We start from the raw sequence: 26581 nt of genomic DNA on the forward strand, positions 1-26581 counted from the left end.
TATATATTTAAGCCGGCGTATTTTAGCGGTTTTTGCCATAATGTAAACCATAAAGCCTAAATACTTGTGAGTGTTTTTTGTACAGGCATGATCTTTCAATATATTTATCGGAATAAAAACAGACAATAAATTTGTAAATTAGCGCTTTACCTAAAGTTAACTTGAGGTTTTATGATGTTCTATATTCAATTAACAGGAAGAAAGTTATGAAATTAGAACACGTAAATTTAGTTGTTAGTGACATAAACGCCATGCTTAAGTTTTACCAAGCAGCGTTTCCCTATTGGTCAATTAGAAGTGAGGGAGAAGGAACCTGGTATGGTAAAGCAAGGCGCTGGGTACATTTTGGTGATAACGAGCAATATATTGCTATAAGCGATCATGGGGAAGGGGAAAACCGCGACCTATCAGGACATCAAATTGGTTTGGCACACTTTGCCTATGTAACCAATAACTTAAATGCAGTAATAGCGCGCCTAAAACATGCGGGCTTTGCAATAAGTAAAGAAGGTGCTGTAAATCCATTTAGAAAAAACATTTATTATATTGACCCTGCAGGGTTTGAAGTTGAGTTTGTAGAGTACATGAGTGATGTACCTAGTGAGCGAAATAACGACTTATAATATGAATGAAGCCAACTATTATGGCTTCATTCAATGTTTAGCATATTTAATAATGTTTACCATTCATGCCAAGTTGAGTTTTTAGATCATTTGCAAAACTAATAAATTTTTCTTTAATAGTGCGCTTAACTTTAACTTCCACAGAGCCTAAAACAGTTTTTCCTTCAATGTGAATCGTTGGCCCTTGGCGCTTATTAAGTGAAACTGTTTTATTTTCAAAACTGCCTAAAATACAAAACATTTTAGAAACTACATTAACGTGTTCTGGTACGTATATTTCCTCGCTGCCAAAGTAACAGTTTACATAAATAGTGACATGTTGATGGGTAAAAATCGCATCTGTAAAATCAAGATTAATTGATCCCATGTAGTTTTCTATATAAATGTTTTGAGGAACCACCCATTGGCCGCTTCGTTCGCTTGAGCCAAGAATACTTCTTAGTTTAAGTGGCTCCGCATCACCTCCATGTTGTGCACCATAGTGAGGTGTAAACTGCGAGTGCTTTTGGGCTTTATATTGCTGATCAGTATCTAAGGTTAAATCTTCAACTAAGGCCATAAGTGCTTTATTGTCATTAGTTGCCATAGCATCGTCTAAGCGCCTTTCAAATGCTTCTACAGATATGACACCATGGCTGTAATTATAAATGAGCTGATCAATCACTTGCTCACGAACTTGCTCAATAGGGCGGTCTTCAATTTTAACAGACATTTAAATTATCCTTTTATGGTTGCTGGTTATTTCAAAGCAAGCCTCATACCAAATATTAAATTATTTAAAATCAGTAATTTATAATTTTTTGTTTTCTGCGCTTTAGTATATTAACGACAGATTAACCAAATATACAATTATTTAGTAAGTTTCGCTATTCGAGAAACTTTTACGCAATAGTCTGTAAATGTTTACTTAGTAGGTTTAAGCCAATATCTACTATTTTAAATTAACCTATTGAAATTAAAGGTTAAAAATGTTGGCCCGATGCTCGCATTAGCTTAAGTGTCTTTAATCAAAAGGAGAACGATTATGAAAACATTTAATAAGTCTATGATTGCAGCCCTAGTATTAGGAACAACCGCAATGGGCGCTCAGGCAAGCAGTTGGGAAAACGAAAGCAAAGATGCTTGGATTGATGGGAAAGCAGAAACCGTATTGCTTATGAACACTAATCTAAATAACTTTGATATCAACACGGACGTAAAAAACGGCAAGGTAATGCTAACAGGTAAAGTAAACAGCGAAGTAGATAAAGAGCTTGCTGAAGAACTCGTGCTAAGCCTAGATGGTGTAACTGACGTTGAAAACAGTCTAACTGTGGTAAAAAACACCGACATGAAGAAGCATGATTCTGAAATGATGGGTAACGACACTGAAAGTGATTTAACAGATGCTAAAATCACTACAGTGATCACAACACGTTACTTATTTGATTCTGAAGTAGGTGGTACAGACATTGATGTTGATACCGATAATGGTGTGGTAACTCTTAAAGGTACAGTTGAGTCTGATGCTGAAAAGCAATTAGCGATGGAAATTGCTAAAAACGCTGAAGATGTTCGCAAGGTAGTTGATGAATTAACTGTTATTGCAGAATAATACACTATACTAAAGCCCAGCCCTGCTGGGCTTTTTGCTTTGCTAACATTATAAGGATTAAATTATGGATATCATTAGAATTATTTTTTCTATTTTATTACCACCACTGGGTGTGTTTTTACAGGTAGGACTAGGGATGCATTTTTGGTTAAATATTTTGCTAACTTTGCTCGGCTATTTCCCTGGATTAATTCATGCGATTTACATTATTGCCAAAAAATAATGTAGCAGCATAGCAGGACATTTAATACTGAGTTGCTAAGTGCTCCCAAAGGTATGTGTATTAGTTACTCAGGCTGCTATTAATAAATGGATTTGTTTTACAAAACTCATCACTAACAAAACCTCAAAGCCTACTATTTGAGCAGTTAGCCCCTTGATTGTTAAAATAAAGCTTTTTGCTAGTGACAAGCCCCTAAAAACTTTTTATACTGCAACCCGCTTTAGTCGCTCTGTGGCTAAACGCTTCAAAAATTAACTGTTTACAGTTATACAAAGATGGCCCCTTAGCTCAGTTGGTTAGAGCACACGACTCATAATCGTTAGGTCCCCAGTTCGAGTCTGGGAGGGGCCACCACTTTTCAAAGCTTTCCAAGTAAATACCTTTAAAACTTTTTACCCTAATATGTACGAAATTGCTACGGATCGGAATTTGTGTGATTGTTAATATATACCTCACTTATTTGGTTTAGTTATTTTTTACTTTTCCCTAACTCTGATTTTGATTCACCTCTAGCAAGTCTAAATGTGCATTATTATAGGTTTAGTGTGATGTAGGGTTAGAAAAAGAATAAAAAGGACAGGCATATAAAAGTATAGAATAAAAAGGACAGGCATATAAAAGTATTAAACGTGGTCATCATAAAGCTATGCACCAACTACAGGTTAAAATTTATTGTATAATAAGCAGGGTGAATCAGCACACTATTACAGATTATTCAGGTGAATTGGGCGAGGTATTTTTTGAATATTATAGACAACTTTATCGCACCGGTTTGTCACGAGTTTGTGCAGATATTATATCAAGACCAAGATATCTTATTGATAAACAAGCCTTCAGGCTTGTTGAGTTTATCTGGTAAAAACCCACTGAACCGTGACTCAGTTCACCACAGATTAGTGCATGGCCAGCCAGGAGTGACTCCAGCGTTTTCGCAGGCGAAATTACCACATCGCTTAGATTTTGGCACCTCGGGTATTATGGTAGTGGCACTAACACCAACTGCCACAGTACATCTTAATAAACAATTTCAAGAAGGTACGATAAAAAAGCACTATAACGCCATATTAGAAGGCTGGGTTAGCGCCAACGAAGGGGTAATTACGGCACCTATTGCCAAAGATAAAAGCCAGTTTCCACTGGTGAAAATTTGCAGTATTACCGGCAAGTCTGCCACTAGTCATTTTAAGGTATTACATCGGTTTAACCAGCCTCGGCGCAGTCTGGTACAATTTACCCCTATTAGCGGGCGCACTCACCAGTTGCGAATTCATAGCCTTAGCATTGGACACCCAATCCTAGGATGCGATTTGTACCACAGTGAGAGTAGTCAACAGCTGTCAAGACGATTATTGCTGCATGCCCGTGACATTTATTTTGAACATCCACTCACCTGTGAACCTTGCCACGGACATTGTGCCAGTCCTTTTTAGGCGGTTAAAAACTAAATACACAGCTGCACTTTAACCTCTAAAAGCCATTGCATCCTAATATCCCCAGCGAACTTTGAAATGCTTGTTTTTGATGATTGGCTCAAAAGTAACTTATTTTTATACAGAGATTATATACATGTCCTATATATCCTTAAATAGCGGTTGTGTTACATTTTATTAAAAGAATCCAGGGAATTAGTATTATGTATCATTTTACTTTATTGACAGCTCTTATTGTAACGCCACCTGTATCAGTGCAATCAGAAAGTAATGCAGCAACCCAGTTTTGGCAGCATCTCAATCAGCATTGTGGGCAAGCATATAGAGGAAAACGTATTATTGCTCGAGATGATCGTCCTGATTTACTGCAAGGAAATGAGCACTTGATTGTACATTTTCGAGAGTGTGGTAAAGATTTGTTAGCTTTACCTTTTCATATAGGTTTGGCTGATGGTAGCTGGGATCGTTCCCGCACTTGGCGCTTCAGCCGAAAAGGTGAGCAGTTAGAGCTTCGCCACGATCATCGCTTGCACTCTGGTGAACCAGATGAAACCAATACTATGTATGGTGGCTTATCTATAGGTAAAGGGAGTGCAATGCAGCAACAGTTTTTATTTACTGAACGCACAGCTGATAATGGTGCTGAACTAGGTTGGCGTATTGAAATTGAGCCAGGAAAACGCTATACCTACGGTACATTTAGTGGAGATAGCTGGACTTGGCGCCTCGATTTTGACCTTACTCGACCGTTGGATAAATTGCCACCTGCGCCTTGGGGGCACAAGTGATGAATATACAACTAAGGAAGATAAAAAAGATAAAAAGGACAGGCATAAAAAATTTGTAAAACCCCCAAACCAAATAAAACAAATAAAAAATAAAATGGGACAGGCATAAAATAATAAGGTAAGACAGTCATAAAAAATTTGTAAAACACCCAAACTAAACTACTGTTATTATATCCAGTTAAAATAATGGTTATTAGCATGACAAGAGCGAGAAAATGCCTGATTGATTTGGCCTCAACATCTTACTATCACTTAATTGCTCGATGTGTAAGGCAAGCCTACTTATGTGGTGACGACCCTTATTCGGGTAAAAACTTTGACCACCGCAGAACATGGCTTATTGAGCGGATTAAGCATTTAAGTACCATATTTGCCATAGACATTGCCGCCTACGCTGTAATGAGTAACCACTACCACCTTGTTGTAAAAGTTAATCGTGCACATGCACTGAATTGGAGTGACGATGAGGTTATTACTCGCTGGTATAAGTTGTACCGCGGCCACTTACTTGTAGACCAACATACACAAGGCCAACAGTTAGATGCCATAAGCAGGCGTCATTTTGATGAAATCATTGCAACATGGCGAGCACGGCTGTACGACATTAGCTGGTACATGAAAAACCTAAATGAGCATATTGCGCGTGAAGCAAATAAAGAAGATAACTGCACAGGTAAATACTGGGAAGGGCGCTATCAATCGCAAGGACTTTTAGACCATGCATCAATTATACGCTGCATGGCGTACGTAGACCTAAACCCTATCAGAGCAAAAGCTGCCGATAGCCTTGAACACAGCGACTTCACCTCAATACAAGAGCGCATTCTTCATTTTCAAGCACTACAGAACAACAGCAATAACAACAGCAATAACAACACGTTTAACGTTAATAAAAAACAAGATGACTCCCAACACTTAGCTCAGCCTGCACAATTAAAGCCATTTGCAGGTAACCATGTTGAACACGCAATCCCCTTTGCCTTAAGTGATTATTTAGCATTAGTCGATTGGAGTGGCAGGCAAATAAACCCACAAAAAGCAGGGCATATTGATAACAGTACTCCCAAAATACTCACAACCTTAGGCGTGGACGAAGCGGTATGGATGGATTCAATAAAACATTTTAGACGCCAATATTCACATTTTGCCGGCGCCCCGCAGCGCTTAAAACTGCACGCTGCAAAAAACGACATGAAGTGGTACAAAGGCACCGGTTAAAAACAACGAGTCTGAGTCTGTTTATTATTTAAACGCGCATGCTGAGCGTTTAATTTCACCTGCCTGTAATTTCACTTTAGCGCAGTAATACCTCAATAACTTAGCGAATATTTAATAAATCATGTGATTTTTGACATGCAAACATGTTTATATTATCAATGAAATTAAAGATGGCTGATTTTGAGCAGTAAATTTATGCCTGTCCCATAATAAAATCCACGCCTGTCCCTTTTTTATTTTTTAGTTTTTACGGTAAATCTCGTGATCCATTTCGTAAATATTTACACTTAAGCTGTCAGAAGCTCTGCAATACGTTTTCAAGCACGTTAGTAACTGCTCACTCAGTAGTTGCTTTTGCTCAATAGATCGCCCAGCCATAATATGTACCGCAATATGAATAAACCCATCTTTGCCCAAACCTAATTGATAATGTTGATAAGCAATAGCGCGAGTTTTTATTGTTTCTAAATCAAATAAGCCACTTTCAAATGTTGTAGTATGAATTTTTTCCACAAGAACTTGAGGCAACAAAGGTAGATCTTCTGAGTGTTCAATAATAATGTGTGGCATTTAGCGTATCCTCTTCAAATTGGTTGACTTAATTATACCAAACGGGTTTGTACACGCTAACCCCATGGTTCTTAGTTTTTAAAATTATATTTATTACTTGTTTGCGCGCCCTAGTGCTAAAAAGTCTTTAATACATTGTAGTATGTAGTTGGTGGATAAAATTTGTTTTATCGCGGTGAAAGCGTTTAGTATAAAGCATAACGTAACATTTAATTTAAAGAGAAGGCTATGAAGTATCTCAAAATAGGTGGCTTAATTGTAATTTTAGCTGGGCTTACAGGGTGTTCTGATGATGTGGCTTCAGTAAGCCTAGGGCTATTTACTACTAAGGATGTGGTGGTTAATTCACAGCAAGATCCATTAGTGACCGGGGTAACTTGTCATATTAGCCATGTTGAGGCAGATTTAGATTTTTCAGACCCTTCAGATATGTCAATTGCGTGCCGTCAAACGGGGCCAATAACACCAGAACAATTGCAAGCAATCGACCGCAGTAAATCAGGGGAGGTGGTGTTTAAGTCCTCAAAGAGTATTTTGTTTAAGTCTTTAAAAGTGCGTCGTATTTATGATGCTAAAGCACATACGTTACTGTATTTATCGTATTCAACAAAAGAGTCCTCAGGTAGTCATCATCACGCGCTCTCCACGGTGCCTTTATATAATACACAAGCATGGCAATGGGCGCAGGGGCAAGAGTGATTTATGTTGACCTTATTTAAAGCAAAACCTCTACTCGCACAGCAAGAGCAGCAATGGCTGGTTGATACTTTTATATGGGCAGCAGAAAACTTTGATGTAGATTTTTTTACTAAGCACAGCCAAATTATTTTGCCAACGGTTGAGTTTTTTCCTGATTCGGTTTCAAGTGTTGAGGAAATGGCCAGTAAAGTGTTTGCGCGTGTTAAACAGTATGCTGGTATGAATGAATGGCCCCTAACCCTGGTTGCCCCACAACAATTGCAACCACAGGTGTTTCCACATTTTAAATTTAACGCGCATTTACGTGGTGAGCAGTGCCATTTAATCGTGCCGCCGAGCCATACTATTAATGTGTCGTTTAACCCCAATCAAATTAATCAACCGCAAGACTTAGTGGCGAGTTTTGCCGGTACCTTGGCTACGGTATTAATTCATCATGTGGGTGTATTACCCCCAGGTGGTAAAGAATACTTAGCGCAAGCGAGTGATGCCTTGGCGTGTTTTTTAGGTTTTGGCGTAATGATGAGCAATACCGTGTACCAGTTTAAAGGTGGCTGTGGCTCATGTTATAACCCGTATGCAAATCGCGAAGCCGCACTTAGTGAAACGCAGACCGTATTTATGCATGCATTGGTGAGCTACTTTAAGCAAGACAAGCACTCTAAAAAGCATTTAAAACCGCATTTACGAGGCCAATTTAAAAAAGCGCAAAAAGAAATAAAAACGTTGGTAAATCAATCCGCCAATCCATTATTGCTGGCTTTTTCGCCAGAGCAAGCCCGTTAATTATGAACTACTTAGATGAATTTTTATTAATAGCTGCGGCTCATTTTTTTGCCGTAGCAAGCCCCGGTCCTGATTTTGCAATTGTACTTAAACAAAGTGTACAGTTTGGCAGGCGCAATGCGTTATGGACAAGCGCCGGTGTTGGCGCGGCTATTTTGTTACATATAGCCTATTGTGTATTGGGTGTCGCGCTTATTTTAACTCAATCTCCTGCTCTATTCATGGCGCTTAAATATGTGGCCGGTGCGTACTTAGCGTATTTAGGTGTACAGGCGCTGCGCACTGCTAAACCTACAAATACCTCATTTGATGAAAAGCTAAAACCCAGTTTTGCATCTGAGTCATCATGGCGTGCGTTTCGTCGTGGCTTTTTTACCAATGCACTGAACCCTAAAGCAACACTGTTTTTTATGTCGCTGTTTACTTTGGTTATTAGCCCAACTACGCCGGTAATAGTACAAATGGGATACGGCGTTTATATGGCACTTGCCACCTGGGCTTGGTTTTCTATTTTGTCGTTATTATTATCCAAAGCCCGTGTACGCGATTTTTTTAAGCAAAGTGGTTATTGGTTTGATCGTGGTATAGGCATTATTTTAATCGCACTGGCTGTGCGCATTATTATTTAACTAAGGAATAGCATGGCGTTATATAATTTTTCTTTTGGTTCTAATATGTCATCTAATCGTTTGTTGGCGCGTTTACCTAACGCAAAACGCGTGGGTACCGCGCAGCTAAAAGGCTACACATTAACGTTTAATATGGCTTTTTCAGATGGTTCAGGTAAATGCACGATTGTACCTACTAATGAGCCTGATGCGGTTGTATACGGGGTGGTGTATCAGCTAAGTGAAGACGAAAAACGAATTTTAGATGCCATAGAAGGCCCTAATTACGATTGTGTTGATTTAACGGTGAGTCTTTTAGATGATGATGACATTACTGTGCATTGTTACATAGCAAACACACACGATGACACGCTGCTTCCTTACGATTGGTACGTACAGCACGTATACCGGGGCGCGATTGAGGCTGGCGTGCCTGAATATTATAGCGAACGCATTTTAGCTTACCCGAGCAAGCAAGATACAAATAAAGCGCGCGCCGAAATAGAATTTGCGGTTCATCAACACGCTGAGTGTGAGAAAAATATTAATAATAATATAAAGGAATAACTATGAAACTAACAAAATTAGCCACAGCCGCATTATTGGCAGGCTGGGCGTTCGCAAGCTCTGCAGCGGTTGATACCGATAAGATTTCAGAGGTGATCAATACCTCAATGGCGCGTTTTGATGTACCGGGAATGGCCGTTGCTGTCGTTGAAAATGATCAAGTTGTATTCGCTAAAGGGTTTGGTGTGGCAAACTTAAATACGAATAGTAAGGTTAATAAAGATACCTTATTTGGTATTGCTTCAAATACTAAAGCGTTTACTAGTGCGGCACTGGCAAAGCTGGTGGATGAAGGGAAACTAAGCTGGGATGACCGCGTAATTGACCATCTCCCCGAGTTTAGATTGTATGACCCTTACGTTACCCGTGAAATGCGAATACGCGATCTACTGAGTCATCGTAGCGGTTTAGGGCTAGGTCAAGGCGATTTAATGATTTGGCCAAGTACAGATAAATCGGTAGCCGATATTTTATCGGGGCTGAAATATTTAAAACCAGCTAGCAGCTTTCGCAGCCAATATGCTTATAACAACCTAATGTTTGTTACCGCCGGTGAAGTTGTTGCGCGTGTATCGGGGATGAGCTGGAGCGATTACATTGAAAAAAATATTCTCCAGCCACTAAATATGACCAATTCGCGCGCTGGCTTTTCACGTATTGCAAAAAACAACAAAAACTGGGCCATTGGGCACATTCCAATGAACGACAAACTGCATCCCTTTTTTGTTAATTACCTTGAAGACTTTAGAGGAGCAGGGGCGATTGCATCAAGTGTCAACGATATGAGTCAATGGTTACGTACTCAGTTGGCTGGCGGTAAAATGCCTAATGGTGAGCAGCTATTTAGTGAGAAACAACAAATACAAATGTGGCATCCACATATTACATCACTGGCATCAAAGAGTGCTTATGAGGCGTACCATCAGCAATTTAGAGGCTATGGATTAGGTTGGAGCATAGAAGATTATCATGGCGTTAAAAAGCTCTCCCATGGTGGAGGGATTTTAGGCATGGTATCGCAGGTAACGCTAGTGCCTGAAAAAAAACTAGGCATTGTTATTTTATCTAATCAGCAAGCATTTAGTGCACTTTCTGCAGTGACTCATGAAATACTAGAAGACGCACTCGAACTTGAAGATAAAGACTGGGTAGAAGAGTTAGCTAACAAGCACTTTACTAGCAAGAAAAAAGCTTATGAAAATGCAGCACCCAAAATCCTAAAAGATACGCAACCGCAGCTAGCCAATATTCACTATACTGGCACGTTACATGATAACTGGTATGGCGATGTCGTTGTTGAAGAGCTTGATGGTAAATTACGTATTGATTTTACCCATACAAAACGCCTTAAAGGTGAGCTGGCGCATTACACAGGGAATACCTTTATTGTTAAGTGGGATGAAAAGTTATTGGAGGCTGATGCATTTATTCATTTTTCAATGAATGCAGATAATCGCGTGGAATCGGCAAAAATGCATGCAGTTTCAACCCAAGTAACCGATTTTAGCTTTGACTTTAGAAACCTAGATTTAACAGCAAAATAGTTAGCTAAAGCTGAGTTTAGTATCAACCAAAGTCGCAAAGCCACCAAAAGGTGGCTTTGTTATACTTAACGGGCAACTTAATTTTGGAGTTAGCTATGCGCACTGCGATTATTTCTCATCCTCACTGTCGTAAACATAAAATGATTGACGATCATCCCGAATGCCCAGAGCGTTTAGATGCAATTAACGACCGCTTACTTGCCAGTGGATTAAATGTTGCTATTGAGCAAAAACAAGCGCCTAAGGCATTACGCGAGCATTATTTGCTTGCGCACAGTGAGCAACACATTAAACATGTAGAAAGTATGATCCCAACCGAAGGGCTCAGCGATTTAGATGGTGATACCTGGTTATGCCCCGATTCATTCAAAGCGATTGAACGCGCTGTAGGGGCTGGCTTACTCGCTGTTGATGATATTTTAGCGGGTAAGTTAGACGCTGCGTTTTGTTCGGTACGCCCGCCAGGGCATCACGCTAATCGAGATAGTTCCTCAGGGTTTTGTGTGTTCAACAATATAGCCATAGCCGTTAAATATGCACAAAGCAAAGGGATAAAACGCATTGCCATTATTGATTTCGACGTACATCACGGCAATGGCACACAAGACATTTTTATGGATGACGACAACGTATTATTGTGCTCGTTATTTCAGCATCCGTTTTACCCAAATACTGCGGTAAAAAATAATGCCACCTTAGTTAACTCGCCGCTCCCTATTGCGAGTGACGGCAACGATTTAAAAGCAGTATATGAGCAACAATGGCTACCAAAGCTCATAGAATTTAAGCCTGAACTACTTTTTATCAGTGCAGGTTTTGACGCGCATCTTGAAGATGACATGGCCAGTCTCAAATTTGTTGAAAGTGATTATATATGGCTTACCGAGCAGTTAGCGCAATTTAGCCAACAGCATCATTGTTTAGGCATTATTTCTTACCTAGAGGGAGGATACTCACTGTCGGCCCTCGGGCGCAGCGCGATTGCACACGTTAAAGCGTTAGTTGATTTCGGCGAGTAACGCAAACGCTTGGCTTGGTGTGAGTTGCTCTATTTTACTTAAGCAGCATTGCCCCTCTTTTGCTAAATATTCTTTTACTAGCTCTGCTAATTGGCTTGCACTAAGCGCCGTGAGCGAATGGCCGCTTAAGCTTTGATAGCCACTAATCTTATCTAAAATAATGACTTTTTGCTGTTCACTAGCTTCCATAGTGTAAATAAAGTCTTGTAAATCATTGGCGTGCTCCATTAGCTCAATTTCATCATTATAAATAATAATTTGTGGGTAACTGATGCTCATCTATTGTCCTAAATCAAATTGTTTTTTACTGAATAATTTATAATCATTAATTGGTTTAATTTTGGATGTAGAAGTAATGCCTCACACAAGCCGCTATCAAAAAGTATGCGATGTATTTACTAATAAAGTGATCGCTTGCGCTAAGGATACCCCTTTAATTGAAGCGGTGAAACTAATGAGTGCGCACAATGTTAGTGCTATTTTTATTAAACAACAGCAACAAATAGTAGGCGTATGGACTGAAACAGATTGTTTAAGACTTAATTTTTCTAATCGGGCACTTAGGCAAGTGGCAATTGAAAATGTCATGTCGAGCCCAGTATTAAGCGTGCCTAGCCAGCAATTATTAACCGAGACGGCCATGGTGTTTAATAATCATGGTGTAAGGCATTTATTAGTCACTGATACGAATGAAACTCCCTGCGGTGTGATCAGTATTACGGATATTGTAAACAATCAAGGGTTAGAACATTACTTACAATTTAGGCCAATAAATGATCAATATAATAAAAACATTAGAATAGTACCGAGTTCATTAACTATCCATGATGCGCTAAGCATGATGCGTGAACACGCTGAAAAAGTGATTTTGGTGTTTAATGAAGCTGAAAATACGCATGGTATTATTACTCACCGAGATTTACTAAAGCTTATCACTGAGCAACACAATCATTATATTTGTTGGGACCTAGCTAGTCGACCACTGCATAAAATAAGCCCTAAAGACAGCCTTTTTGATGCTTACAAGTTAATGTCACAAAGCAATATTCGGCATTTGGTGGTTAGCGAAAACGATCAAATTAATGGCGTGTTGTCGCTTGAAAACTTAATTAATGAAATTGAAACGGCTTATTGTTGTGAGCTTGAAAAAGTACTTCAGCAGCGTGATATTGCATTGCAGCATTCGCAGCGTAACTTATTTTTAGCCAATAAAATTATCGACTCCTCCTTAGATGGCATAATGATCACCGATTCAAATGGGGTCATTATGCAAGTAAATCCTGCATTTACCCACTTAACGGGCTACAAAGAATATGAAGTGATTGGTAAGCGACCCAATATGTTAAGTTCAGGGCGCCATGATAAAAACTTTTATACAAAAATGTGGAATTCATTGGCCAAAACCGGAGTATGGCAAGGGGAGATCCATAACCGCAAAAAGTGTGGCGATATTTATATTGAATGGCTCAGTATTATAGAAATAAAAGAGCCTGGTAATAGTGATGTGATTTATGCAGCTATTTTTAGTGATATAACAGAGCGAAAAAGCGCCGAAGAAAAAGTGGTGCAGTTAGCATATTTTGATGAGCTAACTGGTTTACCAAATCGGCGCTTATTTAACGATAGACTCTCTATGGCGCTTGCCTCAGCACACAGAGATAGACAGATGTTAGCAGTGATGTTTATTGATCTAGATCGCTTTAAAGAGGTTAATGATAGCTTAGGGCATAATGCAGGGGATACGCTATTAAAATTAGTGTCAAAGCGCATTATTAACACGTTAAATGAGGGCGATACACTAGCCCGCTTAGGCGGTGATGAGTTTGTTGTATTGTGTGAGATAAATAAAGTAGAAGCAGTTATTAATCTAGCAGAGAGTATTTTAAACCACTTAAATGCACCGTTTAAATTAGAAGGCTTTGAAGTCGGTGTTACTGCTTCAATAGGCGCGGCTGTTTATCCTGATGATGGCTTAGAGAGTGAAACATTATTAAAGCACGCCGATATTGCTATGTACCGCTCAAAAGATGTCGGTCGTAATTCATTTCAATTATTTCAACCTTCGATGAATGCGCGGTCGTTAGAGCGTTTAGCCATGATGAGCCGATTTCAACATGCACTCGAAAATAATGAGTTTGAGCTTTATTTTCAGCCTAAACAATGTTTAAAAACAGGTGTAATTATGGGGGCTGAAGCACTTTTGCGCTGGCGTGATCCCGACTTAGGAGTTATTTCGCCGGCGCAGTTTATTCCGCTTGCGGAAGAGTTAGGTTTGGTTGTACGTTTAGATTTATGGGTTATAAATCAAGCCGGTAAAGAGTTAACTCTTTGGCAAACGCACGGGATTAACGCCGGACGTTTAGCGATTAATGTCTCTGCCTGTCATTTAAGCCAAGGTAAATTGGCCGATAGTATTCAAACCATGTTAACGCGCTATCAACTACCCGGTAGCTTACTTGAAATTGAGCTCACTGAAAGCAGTTTTATTAGTTCGTTTTCACAGGCTAAAAAGCAGCTGCAACAGCTCAAAGCGTTGGGGGTTCATATAGCACTGGATGATTTTGGCACAGGCTATTCTGCATTAAGTTATTTAACTAAGCTTCCTTTTGATACTTTGAAAATAGACGCGAGTTTTATCGCTAAAATTCCGGATGAGTATGGTAATAGTCAAATTGTAGCAGCAATCATTGCCATGGCAGCAAGCTTAGGGCTGGTGGTGGTTGCAGAGGGGGTTGAGCATGCCTCGCAAGAGGTACACTTAGCTGAAATAGGCTGTAATATTATTCAAGGGTATTATTATTGCCGCCCGTTAACGCAGCTGCAATGGCTTGATTTTTATCATCAAGCCATTACAAAACACCCTGATCAGCCTACGGTTATTTCATAAGAGGTGAACTTACGAATATTAATTACGCCAGTATCGAATAGTAAATATTGGCCTTTAATACCTTGTAACACCCCACTAACAACGGGGTTTTTATCAAAGTTAAATGAGCTAATTTTACTTGGGTATTCGATGACAGGAAAATCAAGATTCACGACATCTTCGTCAAGCTGTTCAATGGCGGTTGCACCAAATAACTCACTGAGCTCTGTTAATTTTTCACTAATTTGTGGAATAAGCTCAGCGGCCGCGGCTTTTAAGTCAATAGTATCGTTTTGCCCTTTAAGCATATTCCGCCAATTAGTTTTATCAGCAATAAACTGTGCGAGCGCTACTTCAACGAGGCCAGATTGCAAACGCGTTTGCACTTTAAAAATAGGCAGCGCCTGAGTTGCTCCTTGATCAATCCAGCGGGTAGGAATTTGAGTGTGGCGAGTAATACCTACTTTTAACCCTGAAGTATTAGCTAAGTAAACATAATGCGGGATCATGCAGTTTTGTTCGCCCCACTGCGGCTCACGACACGTACCTTGATCGTAGTGGCAGGTTTCAGGTTTCATAATACACATATCGCAACTAGCAAGCTTGCGCATACATACAAAGCAATGCCCTTGAGAGTAACTTTTTTTAGTTTTTTTACCACAGTTAGCACACAAAATTGTGCCACTAAAAGTAAGCGTGAGTTGCTTACCCATCAAGGCATTTAAATCAACTAGCTTATCACCCACAGGTAGGTGATATTGAACGGGATTTGTTAAACTCGACTTTAATTTACGCAGTGTACCTTGCATCTTTACTTGGCCCCAAAGATGTTAAAAAGGGGAGTTTAACATTTTTAGACTGTATTGGCTGTTTAAGAAGTTTAAATATTTATCATATGGGAGCGCTTTTGCGTATAAATAACCTTGAGTACGATCGGCTTTCATTGTGCTGAGTAACTCATGAACCTCTTGAGTTTCTACGCCCTCAATAGTGATTGTTAGTCCTAGGTTATGTGCCATATCTATGGCTGTTTGCACAATGACCTGATGTGCTCGATTATTCGTTAAATCAAACACAAACGACTTATCTACTTTAAGTTCACTAAAGTGATAATCAACTAAATAGCTAAGTGATGAATAACCAGTACCAAAGTCGTCTAACACCACCTTAACGCCAAGTGTGGTAAGTTCAGCAACTAAGGTCACTAATGCATCTTGATTTTCAACAAAGGCAGATTCAGTTAGCTCAAATTTTAATAAATGCGCCGCAACGTGATGCTTAATTAAAAGGTTTTCTACTTTTTCGGTTAAATTGGCAATCGCTAAATTTTTTGCACTTAAATTAACGCTAATACTATGATCAGTTACGCCCTCGTTTGCGAGCTTTGCAATGTCTTTGCAGGCTTGCTCAATAACCCAAAGAGTTAACTCATTAATAATACCGGTGTGCTCGGCGAGTATAATGAGTTTTTCTATCGAAATATTTTTAAATTCAGCATTAGGCCAGCGAAGTAAGGCTTCAGCCCCATTTACACTGTTACTCTGTAAGCAGACTTGTGGCTGATAAAAAAGCGCAAGCTGATCATTTCTTATTGCTTGCTGTAGCTTAGCTGCAAGCGCAACGTCCATGGTTAAATTATTATGCACAGGCGATGAACTCACTTTAGTAAGACTATGCTTAGCGTCATGTAATGCTAAATAGCCTCGTTTTAACCAAAACTCAAAATCATCACGCTTACCGTAGGCGCTAATCCCCACACTGTAATTAAGTTGCAGGTCTAAACCTTTTATTTGATATATTTTTGGTAACTTACTGACTACTTTTTTTAACAACGTCTCAAGCGTATGTTGGCTCTGATTTTTAGTAGAAATACAGGCAAATACACCACTGCCCAAATCAGCAATTTTAGCAGGTTGATTAACCTCACTATTTAAATTAAAAAACTCTCGCTCAAAGCTCAATTGGCACTCGAGTTCGTGAGCAACATGTTTAATTAATTCATATCCTTGGGAGGGAGTAATAATTGTATTTAGCGAGTTAAAATGGCGTATCTTAACCAAACATAAAGTGGTGGAGCGTTGCTGAGTTTTTAGTGCTATAAAAGCATATTTTAGTTTTGCGCTATTGAGCAGTTTTGTTTGCTGAGTATGTGTTGCATGATACAAAGCGCGTTCTCGCTGATAGCGAACCCGATCAGCCAGTGCCATAGCCATTAGGACAATTTCACACAAAATAGCCATTAAAAAAGCGTGGCGTATAAAAAAGCTATAGGAGATAACGCCCGTGAGTTCTAAAGGTTGTATGGCCGCACCAATAATCAGGGGTATCCACGAAAATACGTAAAATTTAGCCCAACGAAACCCATATTTTAACTTGTTATAAATTAAAATAAAGCAGACGATATAAAGCAAGCCTAAAATGACAAAAAATAAAGGGGCCGCTATATTTTCAGGAATAAAAAAGCTTAGCATACCAAGAACTAGCATCAGCTTTAGCAACCCAATACTTAATTTATAACGCCAGCAGCAGTCTTTATGATAGCGTAAAAAAAGTGTGCAAAAGGCGAGCGTAAAAAACGCAATGGTGTAATTTACCACTACTATTTTTTCGTGAATAAATAACTGCCATTCTAGCGGCCATAAATAAAAACCAAACCCAAGCACGGTACCCATTAGTGCAATGGCGCTAATAATGTAGCCAATATAGACCAAATATACGCGGTCTTTAATGCCAAAATACAACAATAGGTTATACAGTGAGGCCATTAACAACACGCCAACAAAAATTCCCCAAATACCCGTTTGTGAGCGCACCAATTCAACAAATTCTTTATGCCGATACAAATGAACTGGGGTTTTACTGATCCCCACAGTATCTATTTTTATAATGAAGCGCTGTGAAGATTGTCCCTCAAGATTAAAACGAATATGAGGCACACTGTATTTAAACAAAGTAAGGCGTGGCTCTTTATCGCCAAGTTTATAAGTGTCGAGTAGTTGGTTGTTATTATTGAGCCGATATATAGTAAGATAATCCACCATGGGGTTATCAAAATGTACTACCACATCTTCTAATCGACTGCTTTTGTTTTCTAAATCAAGGCGTAACCAGTAATTTTGCTGTTTAAAACTCCAAGGGATAGTGTCAAACGCTTGCTGTATAAACTGGCCCTGTTTGTTCATTATGTCTTCAAAGCTCTGCGCTTTAGTTTCATCAATGTAGTAGGCATGATCGAGGTAAACAGGGGTTATTTTATCTATGGTATAGCGTGAGGGCATTACAAAGTTTGTAGACAATGTACTGATAATAAAAAAGATAAAAATAAGTATCACGACCGCTATGGCATGATAGCGCAAGGTTTTAAATTCCAATATTAATCTATGCTCTGATTGTTTTTTTATAGTGTAGCAGTAAAAAGCGCAGATAATCTGCGCTTTTATAAAATTTACTCGTTAGTTATCAATCGTTATGATTGCTCTCTAGCTATTGCGCGATAAGCAATGTCTGTACGGTATTCCATGCCATCCCAGCTGATTTCATCAACCAGTTTATAGGCACGCTGCTGCGCTTGTGTAACGGTATTACCCAGTGCAGTAGCACACAGTACACGACCACCGGCAGTTACTACGTTATCGCCGTCTTGCTTAGTCCCTGCATGAAAAACTTTTTCGCCTTCAGGGTAAGTTACTTTCAGGCCACAAATGGCATCGCCTTTCGGGTAGCTATCTGGGTAGCCTTTAGCGGCTAAAACAACACCTACAGCAGCGCGTGAATCAAACTCAATGGTGGTTTTATCAAGCTCTACACGGTTAGCAGCTTCAATCAGTTCAACTAAGTCTGATTGCAAGCGTAGCATCATAGGTTGTGTTTCAGGGTCGCCAAAACGACAGTTATATTCAATAACCTTGGGTGTACCTGTATCATCTATCATTAAGCCTGCATATAAAAAGCCAGTGTAAGGATGGCCTTCGCTAGCCATACCTTCTACCGTTGGGTAGATCACTTCGTTCATAATACGTTGATGAATTTCATCGGTTACTACAGGCGCTGGTGAGTATGCACCCATACCGCCAGTGTTAGGACCTTGATCGCCATTGTAAGCGCGTTTATGGTCTTGGCTGGTTGCAAACGGCAATACGTTTTTACCATCAACCATGACAATAAACGACGCTTCTTCACCCTCTAAAAACTCTTCAATTACTACACGACTACCAGCGTCACCAAAGGCATTACCCGCAAGCATATCGCGAATCGCATCTTCAGCATCGCGCTCGTCCATAGCAACAATCACGCCTTTACCAGCCGCTAAACCATCGGCTTTAATAACAATCGGTGCGCCTTTTTCTTTTAAATAAGCAAGCGCAGGGTCGATTTGTTCAAACGTTTGGTAATCAGCGGTCGGAATAGCATGACGTGCTAAAAAGTCCTTAGTAAACGATTTAGAACCTTCAAGCTGTGCCGCCCCAGCGGTTGGGCCGAAAATAGCTAAGCCGTGTTCACGGAACTTATCAACAACACCCAATACTAGTGGCACTTCAGGGCCAACAATGGTTAGCTCAACATTATTTTGTTGTGCAAAGCTAAGTAGCCCATCAAGGTCTTCAACGTTAATCGCAACGTTTTCAAGTTTTGACTCAAGAGCTGTGCCCGCATTACCTGGAGCAACATAAACAGTGTTTACTTTTGTATTTTGAGCGGCTTTGAACGCAAGTGCGTGTTCGCGGCCGCCGCTGCCAATGACTAATACATTCATGGCGAATATCCTATTTAAAGCGGTTTTTTAAATTTCAGCGTCATACGGTCGCTTTCACCTATGGCTTTATATTTCGCGGCATCTTGCTCGCCAAGTCTAAGGCTAGGTGGAAGAGTCCATACCCCTTTAGGGTGATCGGCTGTATCAAGAGGGTTTGCATTAATATCACTGCTTGCTTCAAGTTCAAAACCTGCTTGTTCAGCAAGTGCGATAACCACACTTTGCTTCATATAACCTGATGATTTTTGCATCTCATCATCTTGCTCTTCTGGTAGGCGGTGTTCAACCACACCTAAAGTGCCGCCTGGTTTAAGTGCTTTGTAAAAAGACTTAAACGCATTGCTTGCAGCTTCTTTATCTTTGCTCATGTACCAGTTATGGACATTACGAAAAGTCAGTACCATATCGGCGCTAGCCGCAGGCGCAATATCTAAATGTGTAGAAGGGGCAAACTCAGTGAGTTTAATGTGACTAAAGCGGGCATCTTCAGCGATTTTAGCTTTAAAGCCCGCAAGGGAACGTTGGTAATAACCAACCGATGAATCAGCAGGGAAGTGCGCAGCATAATAGGTGCCTTGCTCTTTCAGCGCTGGCGCTAAAATTTCACTGTACCAACCACCGCCTGGGGCAATTTCTACCACGGTCATGGTTGGTTTAAAGCCAAAAAATTCGAGTGTTTCTACAGGATTGCGGTATTGATCTCGCTCATTGCTGCGCTCGCTTGCTTTAACTGCATTAGTTAATGCTGAGTCGTGGCCATGATTGTGTGCCAATGCCATTGTTGAGCTTAATGACAGTGTGGCAACCAGTAGAGATTTTAGTGCAAATTTCATCGTCTAATCCTTCACATTATAATTGTTAGTCATGGTTATAGAATAAGCAGAATACGTGAATTTGGTGCAAACAAAAAGAGCTAACTGAACCCGTTAGCTCTTTATGCGATTAATGACGGAAGTGGCGCATACCGGTAAACACCATTGCCATTCCAGCTTCGTCAGCGGCAGCAATCACTTCTTCATCGCGCATTGAACCACCTGGTTGGATAACAGCAGTAATGCCAGCCTCTGCAGCTGCATCAATACCATCGCGGAATGGGAAGAATGCATCTGATGCCATCACTGAGCCTTTTACTTCAAGGTTTTCATCAGCGGCTTTAATACCGGCAATTTTAGCTGAGTAAACACGACTCATTTGGCCTGCACCTACACCTATAGTCATACCGTCGCGGGCATAAACAATGGCGTTTGATTTAACAAATTTAGCCACTTTCCAGCAGAATAATAAATCTTTAAGCTCTTGCTCAGAAGGTTGGCGCTTAGAGACAACCGTTAAGTCGCCTTGCGTTACCATGCCTAAATCACGGTCTTGAATAAGTACACCGCCATTTACACGCTTAATGTCGTGACCTGTGCCTTTAGCAGAGAATTCACCACACTCTAATAAGCGAACGTTTTGCTTAGCAGAGACTATTTGAGCCGCTTCAGGGCTTACGCTTGGTGCAATAATAACTTCAACAAATTGACGTTCAACAATCGCTTGTGCAGTCTTAGTATCAAGTTCTTGGTTAAAGGCAATAATGCCGCCAAATGCTGACGTTGGGTCAGTTTTAAAGGCGCGCTCGTACGCTTCTAGGATATTGTTGCCAATTGAAACACCACATGGGTTAGCGTGTTTAACAATTACACACGCAGGTACATCAAATTCTTTTACGCACTCAAGTGCAGCATCGGTGTCGGCAATATTGTTAAACGATAATGCTTTACCTTGCAGTTGAGTCGCTGTTGCCACAGACGCTTCAGTGATGTCGTTTTCAACATAAAACGCGGCATCTTGATGCGAATTTTCACCGTAGCGCATATCTTGCTTTTTAGTAAATTGCATATTGATAGTACGCGGGAACTTAGTATCTTCAGCGGCATCGACTGTGTAATCAGGCACCATTTTACCGAAGTAGTTAGCAATCATGCCATCGTACTGCGCAGTGTGCTCATACGCTGCAATAGCTAAATCAAAGCGAGTTTTGTAAGTTGTTGAGCCGTTGTTATTTTGCATTTCGCTAATAACGCGGTCGTAATCGCTTGCGTTAACAACAATCGTCACATCTTTGTGATTTTTAGCTGCCGCACGCACCATAGTTGGACCGCCAATATCAATATTTTCAATGGCATCTTCAAGACTGCAGTTTTCTTGAGCGACTGTATTCGCAAAGGGGTATAAGTTAACTACAACGATATCGATTGCAGAGATATTGTTATCTGCCATTACGTCTTCATCTTGGCCACGACGGGCTAAAATGCCGCCATGAATTTTTGGGTGAAGGGTTTTTACGCGACCATCCATGATCTCAGGGTGACCGGTGTGATCTGATACTTCAGTTACTTTAATTGCATTATCAGCAAGCAATTTACACGTGCCGCCAGTTGAAAGTATTTCAACACCTTGCGCTTCTAGTGCACGGGCAAATTCAACAATACCGGTTTTGTCTGACACACTTAAAAGTGCGCGACGTATAGGACGATGTGTATCCATTGTAGTTTGATTTCCTCAGTTAATGAGCTAGCTTAGAAGCGCGTATTTTAACTGATTACGACTCAAAAAACGACTTATAACGACCCATAAAGCGTGAGCATTTTGCAATTTCGTTAATAAATTTTACAGATAAAAAAAGCACCCTAAGGTGCTTTTTACTCAAAATACTTTATACCAGCTGTATTGGATTAGTAAGCAATTATAACGACAGAGAAATAAGTCAATAACAAGGCAAAAATTTTGCTGTGTAGTTATTCTACATAAAAAATTTTTAACGCAGTTAGGGGCTTATTTAGCTCGTTAGAATGATTACGGTTTCAATATAGCTGGTATCAGTTCATACCGTATTTTTTAAGCTTTTTACGTAAAGTACCACGGTTGATACCTAGTAAAATTGCCGCACGAGTTTGATTGCCACGTGTGTAAGTCATTACTTCTTCAAGCAATGGCGCTTCTAGCTCAGAAAGAACAAGGTCGTAAACGTCTTGCACATCTTGACCGTTAAGCTGCTTTAAGTAGTGGTGAACAGCTTTTTTCACTGCATCACGCAATGGCTGCGGTTTCTCGTGTGACTGAACATGAGGGTTAGTGATAAATGGAGAAGTCACGTTTTGTTCGAACATTATAAAGTCTCTTTCTTTCTTAGTTAGCTGCTAGTGTTTTAAAGTATTGCTCTAATGCGACGACCTGTGCCTCTGAATTGTCGAGCGCATTAAATACTCGCCTAAACTGACCGTCACTGTCATGGGTTTGCAAATACCAAGATACATGTTTGCGAGCGATTCGTGCTCCCATTGGCTCACCGTAAAACACATGGAGGTTGGTTAAATGCTCCATTAAAATACTGCGCACCTCTGCAATAGCAGGTGGCTGCATATGTTCACCAGTTCGCAAATAGTGGTCTATCTCCCTAAATATCCAAGGGCGACCTTGGGCGGCTCGACCAATCATAATGGCATCTGCACCCGTATAGTCCAAAACCTGTTTTGCTTTTTCAGGTGATGTAATATCACCATTAGCAACGACGGGTATCGACACTGAACGTTTTATATCCCTAATTGTGGCGTACTCAGCATCACCTTTATACATACATGCGCGCGTGCGCCCATGTACAGCCAGTGATGCAATGCCATAACGTTCAGCTATTCTTGCAATCTCTACACCATTACGGTTGTCCTGATCCCATCCGGTACGGATTTTAAGTGTCACAGGTATATCAACCGCATTTACTACGGCATCAATAATCTCTTCCACGAGTTCTGGAAACTGTAATAAGGCTGAGCCTGCAAGTTTCTTGTTCACTTTTTTTGCTGGGCACCCCATATTGATATCTATGATCTGTGCACCGTTTGCAACATTGAATTGTGCGGCCTGTGCCATAAGCTCAGGGTCTGCTCCTGCAATTTGCACCGCACGTATACCCGACTCACCAGAATGATCCATTCGGTTCATCGACTTTTCGGTTTTCCAAACCTTCGGATTAGACGACAGCATTTCAGACACAGCAAGGCCAGCGCCTAAACGACGACATAGCTGTCTAAATGGTCTGTCCGTTATGCCCGCCATAGGCGCGACAATGACATTATTCTCAAGTTGGTATGAACCGATACGCACGATATTCAATAGGCCTCTTTTCAAGGGGCGCTAAGTTTACGGCTTTTTACGCAAAAATCAAAGGCTATAAATTGAACAAAAGTGACTTTTTTTTGCTCTTTTCGTATTGACATTTGATAACCGTATGACGAAGCGGTTTATTTGTGTGAATTTTGAACGGCTGTTACTTTTATAATAAAAAATCTTTATTTTTTATTATGTAAAAAAATAGTAAAGCCTGTTAAATACAGGCTTTAGATACGACTTTTGAGTTAATACTCTAAATTTTTTAATAACGCACTATTACGCTTTTTTAATGCCACTTACTCGGGTCCAATCGCCTTCAATGGCAATTTCATCGAGCTCAATAAAGGGCACGTATATGTCAGCAACCGATTGTGCTTGTTCTTCTAAAATTCCCGACATCGCAATTTTACCGCCTGGCTTTAATAAGCCTAAAATAACACTATGAAGCTCACGCAGTGGTTGCGCTAAAATATTTGCCACTACAATGTCAGCAGTAAACTCAGGTTGATTTTCTGGCAGGTACACTTCAAGCTTGTCAGCAACACCATTGCGATTAGCGTTATCTAGGCTTGCTTCCAGCGCTTGTGGGTCAATGTCTATCCCTATCATGCGCTCAGCACCCAATTTTATTGCTGCAATGCCTAATATGCCTGAGCCACAGCCAAAATCGACCACGGTTTTACCAGTTAAGTCTTGGCTTTCTAACCATTTTAAACATAGTGCTGTGGTGGCGTGTGTGCCAGTACCAAAAGCAAGACCAGGATCAAGTAGTACATTGACTGCGTCTGGGTCTGGAATGTCGCGCCAGCTTGGACAAATCCAGAATTTTTCGCCAAATTGAATAGGGTGAAAGTTATCCATCCACTCACGTTCCCAGTCTTTATCTTCGAGTTGCTCAATTTTGTAAACTAAATTGTCTTTTAGCTCATCATGGCGTTTTAATAATGCAACCACTGCGTTCATATCGTGATTAGCTTCGAACAAGCCAATTACTGTGGTGTCAGCCCAAAATACAACAGTGCCAATTTTAGGCTCATAGATAGGCGTATCTTTAGCATCAATAAAAGTAACAGAAGCACTGCCTGCTTCCATTAATAGGTCACTGACTGCATCAGCAGTTGCAGCATTGGCATTGATACGGATTTGGATCCAAGCCATGTTTATTTCCTTGAAATAGAAAAAAGGCCGCTACAGCGGCCTTTTAAATTAACTTATAATGTGACGCAAGATTATTTAGCGTCTAAAAAGCTTTTCAGTAAATCAGAGCGAGAAGGGTGACGTAATTTACGCAGTGCCTTCGCCTCAATTTGACGAATACGTTCACGTGTTACGTCAAACTGTTTACCTACTTCTTCTAACGTGTGGTCGGTATTCATATCAATACCAAAACGCATACGTAGTACTTTCGCTTCACGGGCTGTTAAGCCAGCGAGCACGTCGTTAGTTGCGCCACGAAGAGACTCCATTGTTGCCGAATCGATTGGCGAATCAATAGTGGTATCTTCGATGAAGTCGCCTAAGTGCGAATCTTCATCATCACCAATGGGTGTCTCCATTGAAATTGGCTCTTTTGCAATCTTAAGTACCTTACGGATTTTATCCTCAGGCATCATCATGCGTTCAGCTAATTCTTCTGGATTTGGCTCACGACCCATTTCTTGTAACATTTGACGTGAAATACGGTTCAATTTATTGATCGTTTCAATCATATGTACTGGAATACGGATGGTTCTTGCTTGGTCAGCAATAGAGCGCGTAATTGCTTGACGGATCCACCACGTAGCATAAGTTGAAAACTTATAACCACGACGGTATTCAAACTTATCAACCGCTTTCATCAGACCAATGTTACCTTCTTGGATTAAATCTAAGAACTGTAAACCACGGTTGGTGTATTTTTTAGCGATTGAAATTACAAGACGTAAGTTTGCTTCTACCATCTCTTTTTTAGCACGGCGCGCTTTCGCTTCACCAATACTCATGCGACGGTTTATATCTTTAATCCGCTCAATGCTTAAGCCAGTGCTTTCTTCCATTGAAGTAAGTTTGCTAATACAACGAAGTATTTCAGGCTTCACTTCTTCAAGTTTAGCTGAATGCTTTTCGTTTGCTGCAATTTCAATGTCAAGCCATGCTGTGTCAGTTTCGTTGTTTGCAAAATGCTTAACAAAGGTTTTCTTTGGCAGCTTTGAAACTTGTACTGCATGCTTCATGATAAGACGTTCTTGAACGCGGACTCTGTCCATCATTTCACGCATGTTATTAACCATGCGATCAAACTGTTTAGGCACGAGTTTAAAGGTTCTGAACAGCTCACCAATTTCTAAAATAGCGGCTTGAGACTCTGGGTGAGAGCGACCTTTTTTATCGAATGTTTCACGTGCTTTAGTGTATAAATCACGTAAATTTTCGAAATGGATGCGCGCTTCTTCAGGATCTGGACCTGTATCTACTTCTTCTTCGTCTTCATCATCGCTGTCATCGTCATCATCGTCGCTGTCATCAAGCTGTTTTTCACTTAATTCAGAACCAATGTTGGTGGCAGCAATAGGTGGTGCTTCTTCTGCATCAGGATCGAAAAAGCCAGAGATAATATCGCTAAGACGCATCTCTTCTGCTTCAAACTTATCCCACTGTTCAAGTAGGTAAGTGATCGCTTCTGGGTATTCAGCAACCGAAATTTGAACTTGGTTAATGCCTTCTTCAATACGTTTAGCGATGACAATTTCGCCTTCACGAGTAAGAAGCTCAACAGTACCCATTTCACGCATATACATGCGAACAGGGTCAGTTGTACGGCCAATTTCTTTTTCTACAGTAGCAAGGGCTGCAGCGGCAGCTTCCGCTGCGTCTTCGTCTGTCGTGGTTTCTTGCATCATTAATTCATCGGCATCAGGCGCGTTTTCGCTAACCTTGATACCCATGTCATTAATCATGCTAATGATATCTTCTACTTGATCTGAGTCGATAATATCTTGTGGAAGGTGATCATTAACTTCTGCAAAAGTTAAGTAACCTTGCTCTTTACCTTTTTGAATCAGAAGTTTTAATTGTGACTGAGGAGTTGGATCCATAGAGATTGTTTCTTCCACTCTGATAAGTTGATACAACAGGCGCCATCATGGAGTTTGCTCAAAGGCTAAC

25 protein-coding genes and 1 tRNA gene are annotated in these 26581 nt (G+C 40.3%); 14 read left to right on the plus strand and 12 right to left on the minus strand.

Annotated elements, in window-relative coordinates; translation table 11 throughout:
* Positions 1-206: 206 nt before the first annotated feature.
* Entirely contained in the window at positions 207-623 is a 417-nt protein-coding gene (locus tag KG708_RS13015) for a VOC family protein (protein WP_013465985.1), read from the plus strand.
* A gap of 46 nt (positions 624-669) precedes the next feature.
* Here KG708_RS13015 and KG708_RS13020 read toward each other — a convergent pair whose 3' ends face one another.
* On the minus strand, positions 670-1335 hold the full coding sequence (locus KG708_RS13020; RefSeq protein WP_213610412.1) for a LiaF domain-containing protein: 666 nt from the start codon (positions 1333-1335) through the stop codon (positions 670-672).
* Positions 1336-1647: 312 nt separating this feature from the next.
* On the opposite strand from KG708_RS13020, the gene KG708_RS13025 reads away from it, so the two are divergent.
* The 6 genes from KG708_RS13025 to KG708_RS13050 all read left to right on the plus strand — a co-directional run bounded on the left by KG708_RS13025 (position 1648) and on the right by KG708_RS13050 (position 5876).
* On the plus strand, positions 1648-2217 hold the full coding sequence (locus KG708_RS13025) for a BON domain-containing protein (protein WP_013465983.1): 570 nt from the start codon (positions 1648-1650) through the stop codon (positions 2215-2217).
* Between the two features lie 64 nt (positions 2218-2281).
* Positions 2282-2440, plus strand: coding sequence for a YqaE/Pmp3 family membrane protein (locus tag KG708_RS13030; RefSeq protein WP_008466367.1), 159 nt, complete (start codon positions 2282-2284; stop codon positions 2438-2440).
* Between the two features lie 277 nt (positions 2441-2717).
* Positions 2718-2794: transfer RNA gene (locus tag KG708_RS13035), tRNA-Ile, on the plus strand.
* A gap of 386 nt (positions 2795-3180) precedes the next feature.
* Positions 3181-3870 carry an RluA family pseudouridine synthase gene (locus KG708_RS13040; protein ID WP_301003429.1) on the plus strand — a complete coding sequence of 230 codons (690 nt, stop codon included), beginning with the start codon at positions 3181-3183 and terminating at the stop codon, positions 3868-3870.
* Between the two features lie 203 nt (positions 3871-4073).
* Complete coding sequence (locus tag KG708_RS13045) at positions 4074-4658, plus strand: hypothetical protein (protein WP_213610416.1); 585 nt, start codon at positions 4074-4076, stop codon at positions 4656-4658.
* Positions 4659-4856: 198 nt separating this feature from the next.
* Complete coding sequence (locus KG708_RS13050) at positions 4857-5876, plus strand: transposase (RefSeq protein WP_213610418.1); 1020 nt, start codon at positions 4857-4859, stop codon at positions 5874-5876.
* 240 nt (positions 5877-6116) lie between these two features.
* On the opposite strand, the gene KG708_RS13055 is transcribed toward KG708_RS13050, so the two are convergent.
* Entirely contained in the window at positions 6117-6446 is a 330-nt protein-coding gene (locus KG708_RS13055) for a 5-carboxymethyl-2-hydroxymuconate Delta-isomerase (RefSeq protein ID WP_213610420.1), read from the minus strand.
* A gap of 228 nt (positions 6447-6674) precedes the next feature.
* Here KG708_RS13055 and KG708_RS13060 point away from each other — a divergent pair, with 228 nt between their 5' ends.
* From KG708_RS13060 to KG708_RS13085, 6 genes are all read left to right on the plus strand, one after another.
* On the plus strand, positions 6675-7145 hold the full coding sequence (locus KG708_RS13060; protein ID WP_213610422.1) for a CreA family protein: 471 nt from the start codon (positions 6675-6677) through the stop codon (positions 7143-7145).
* A 3-nt stretch (positions 7146-7148) separates the two neighbouring features.
* Entirely contained in the window at positions 7149-7931 is a 783-nt protein-coding gene (locus KG708_RS13065) for a hypothetical protein (RefSeq protein ID WP_213610424.1), read from the plus strand.
* A 2-nt stretch (positions 7932-7933) separates the two neighbouring features.
* Positions 7934-8560 carry a LysE family transporter gene (locus KG708_RS13070; protein ID WP_213610426.1) on the plus strand — a complete coding sequence of 209 codons (627 nt, stop codon included), beginning with the start codon at positions 7934-7936 and terminating at the stop codon, positions 8558-8560.
* A gap of 12 nt (positions 8561-8572) precedes the next feature.
* Positions 8573-9106 (plus strand): gamma-glutamylcyclotransferase family protein, encoded by a 534-nt coding sequence (locus tag KG708_RS13075; protein WP_213610428.1) that lies wholly within the window; start codon positions 8573-8575, stop codon positions 9104-9106.
* A 2-nt stretch (positions 9107-9108) separates the two neighbouring features.
* A complete protein-coding gene (locus tag KG708_RS13080) occupies positions 9109-10650 on the plus strand; it encodes a serine hydrolase (protein WP_213610430.1) in 1542 nt (513 codons plus the stop codon).
* Positions 10651-10745: 95 nt separating this feature from the next.
* The gene (locus KG708_RS13085) at positions 10746-11669 is read left to right on the plus strand and encodes a histone deacetylase family protein (protein WP_213610432.1); all 924 of its coding nucleotides are present in this window, start codon (positions 10746-10748) and stop codon (positions 11667-11669) included.
* On the opposite strand, the gene KG708_RS13090 is transcribed toward KG708_RS13085, so the two are convergent.
* On the minus strand, positions 11649-11948 hold the full coding sequence (locus KG708_RS13090; RefSeq protein ID WP_213610434.1) for a DUF4144 family protein: 300 nt from the start codon (positions 11946-11948) through the stop codon (positions 11649-11651). The two genes, KG708_RS13085 and KG708_RS13090, sit on opposite strands and share 21 nt — an antisense overlap.
* A 76-nt stretch (positions 11949-12024) precedes the next feature.
* Between KG708_RS13090 and KG708_RS13095 the strand changes: the two genes are divergently transcribed.
* Complete coding sequence (locus KG708_RS13095) at positions 12025-14556, plus strand: EAL domain-containing protein (RefSeq protein ID WP_213610436.1); 2532 nt, start codon at positions 12025-12027, stop codon at positions 14554-14556.
* On the opposite strand, the gene KG708_RS13100 is transcribed toward KG708_RS13095, so the two are convergent.
* The 9 genes from KG708_RS13100 to rpoD all read right to left on the minus strand — a co-directional run bounded on the left by KG708_RS13100 (position 14535) and on the right by rpoD (position 26511).
* On the minus strand, positions 14535-15344 hold the full coding sequence (locus KG708_RS13100; RefSeq protein ID WP_213610438.1) for a DUF2797 domain-containing protein: 810 nt from the start codon (positions 15342-15344) through the stop codon (positions 14535-14537). The genes KG708_RS13095 and KG708_RS13100 overlap by 22 nt on opposite strands.
* A 21-nt stretch (positions 15345-15365) precedes the next feature.
* Complete coding sequence (locus KG708_RS13105; protein WP_213610440.1) at positions 15366-17906, minus strand: EAL domain-containing protein; 2541 nt, start codon at positions 17904-17906, stop codon at positions 15366-15368.
* 95 nt (positions 17907-18001) lie between these two features.
* Complete coding sequence (purD, locus tag KG708_RS13110) at positions 18002-19288, minus strand: phosphoribosylamine--glycine ligase (RefSeq protein WP_213610442.1); 1287 nt, start codon at positions 19286-19288, stop codon at positions 18002-18004.
* A 14-nt stretch (positions 19289-19302) separates the two neighbouring features.
* Positions 19303-20121 carry a methyltransferase gene (locus tag KG708_RS13115; protein WP_213610444.1) on the minus strand — a complete coding sequence of 273 codons (819 nt, stop codon included), beginning with the start codon at positions 20119-20121 and terminating at the stop codon, positions 19303-19305.
* Positions 20122-20230: 109 nt separating this feature from the next.
* On the minus strand, positions 20231-21817 hold the full coding sequence (gene purH / locus KG708_RS13120; RefSeq protein ID WP_213610446.1) for a bifunctional phosphoribosylaminoimidazolecarboxamide formyltransferase/IMP cyclohydrolase: 1587 nt from the start codon (positions 21815-21817) through the stop codon (positions 20231-20233).
* Positions 21818-22149: 332 nt separating this feature from the next.
* A complete protein-coding gene (gene fis, locus KG708_RS13125) occupies positions 22150-22440 on the minus strand; it encodes a DNA-binding transcriptional regulator Fis (protein WP_002957804.1) in 291 nt (96 codons plus the stop codon).
* 19 nt (positions 22441-22459) lie between these two features.
* Positions 22460-23431, minus strand: coding sequence for a tRNA dihydrouridine synthase DusB (gene dusB / locus KG708_RS13130; RefSeq protein WP_024601713.1), 972 nt, complete (start codon positions 23429-23431; stop codon positions 22460-22462).
* Positions 23432-23713: 282 nt separating this feature from the next.
* A complete protein-coding gene (gene prmA / locus KG708_RS13135; protein WP_213610448.1) occupies positions 23714-24595 on the minus strand; it encodes a 50S ribosomal protein L11 methyltransferase in 882 nt (293 codons plus the stop codon).
* Between the two features lie 71 nt (positions 24596-24666).
* Entirely contained in the window at positions 24667-26511 is a 1845-nt protein-coding gene (gene rpoD, locus KG708_RS13140) for an RNA polymerase sigma factor RpoD (RefSeq protein ID WP_028835594.1), read from the minus strand.
* Between the last annotated feature and the right edge of the window lie 70 nt (positions 26512-26581).

It is taken from the genome of Pseudoalteromonas sp., assembly GCF_018402495.1.
In the GTDB taxonomy this organism is placed as follows: Bacteria; Pseudomonadota; Gammaproteobacteria; order Enterobacterales; family Alteromonadaceae; genus Pseudoalteromonas.

Bases quoted from the DNA above. Each gene is read 5' to 3' on its own strand.
- KG708_RS13085 (WP_213610432.1), top strand. From the start codon at position 10,746: ATGCGCACTGCGATTATTTCTCATCCTCACTGTCGTAAACATAAAATG.
- KG708_RS13095 (WP_213610436.1), top strand. From the start codon at position 12,025: ATGCCTCACACAAGCCGCTATCAAAAAGTATGCGATGTATTTACTAAT.
- KG708_RS13020 (WP_213610412.1), bottom strand. From the start codon at position 1,335: ATGTCTGTTAAAATTGAAGACCGCCCTATTGAGCAAGTTCGTGAGCAA.
- KG708_RS13050 (WP_213610418.1), top strand. From the start codon at position 4,857: ATGACAAGAGCGAGAAAATGCCTGATTGATTTGGCCTCAACATCTTAC.
- KG708_RS13080 (WP_213610430.1), top strand. From the start codon at position 9,109: ATGAAACTAACAAAATTAGCCACAGCCGCATTATTGGCAGGCTGGGCG.
- KG708_RS13075 (WP_213610428.1), top strand. From the start codon at position 8,573: ATGGCGTTATATAATTTTTCTTTTGGTTCTAATATGTCATCTAATCGT.
- KG708_RS13115 (WP_213610444.1), bottom strand. From the start codon at position 20,121: ATGAAATTTGCACTAAAATCTCTACTGGTTGCCACACTGTCATTAAGC.
- KG708_RS13030 (WP_008466367.1), top strand. From the start codon at position 2,282: ATGGATATCATTAGAATTATTTTTTCTATTTTATTACCACCACTGGGT.
- KG708_RS13015 (WP_013465985.1), top strand. From the start codon at position 207: ATGAAATTAGAACACGTAAATTTAGTTGTTAGTGACATAAACGCCATG.
- KG708_RS13055 (WP_213610420.1), bottom strand. From the start codon at position 6,446: ATGCCACACATTATTATTGAACACTCAGAAGATCTACCTTTGTTGCCT.
- purH (WP_213610446.1), bottom strand. From the start codon at position 21,817: ATGGATACACATCGTCCTATACGTCGCGCACTTTTAAGTGTGTCAGAC.
- KG708_RS13060 (WP_213610422.1), top strand. From the start codon at position 6,675: ATGAAGTATCTCAAAATAGGTGGCTTAATTGTAATTTTAGCTGGGCTT.
- fis (WP_002957804.1), bottom strand. From the start codon at position 22,440: ATGTTCGAACAAAACGTGACTTCTCCATTTATCACTAACCCTCATGTT.
- KG708_RS13065 (WP_213610424.1), top strand. From the start codon at position 7,149: ATGTTGACCTTATTTAAAGCAAAACCTCTACTCGCACAGCAAGAGCAG.
- KG708_RS13025 (WP_013465983.1), top strand. From the start codon at position 1,648: ATGAAAACATTTAATAAGTCTATGATTGCAGCCCTAGTATTAGGAACA.
- KG708_RS13090 (WP_213610434.1), bottom strand. From the start codon at position 11,948: ATGAGCATCAGTTACCCACAAATTATTATTTATAATGATGAAATTGAG.
- purD (WP_213610442.1), bottom strand. From the start codon at position 19,288: ATGAATGTATTAGTCATTGGCAGCGGCGGCCGCGAACACGCACTTGCG.
- rpoD (WP_028835594.1), bottom strand. From the start codon at position 26,511: ATGGATCCAACTCCTCAGTCACAATTAAAACTTCTGATTCAAAAAGGT.
- KG708_RS13045 (WP_213610416.1), top strand. From the start codon at position 4,074: ATGTATCATTTTACTTTATTGACAGCTCTTATTGTAACGCCACCTGTA.
- KG708_RS13070 (WP_213610426.1), top strand. From the start codon at position 7,934: ATGAACTACTTAGATGAATTTTTATTAATAGCTGCGGCTCATTTTTTT.
- KG708_RS13100 (WP_213610438.1), bottom strand. From the start codon at position 15,344: ATGCAAGGTACACTGCGTAAATTAAAGTCGAGTTTAACAAATCCCGTT.
- prmA (WP_213610448.1), bottom strand. From the start codon at position 24,595: ATGGCTTGGATCCAAATCCGTATCAATGCCAATGCTGCAACTGCTGAT.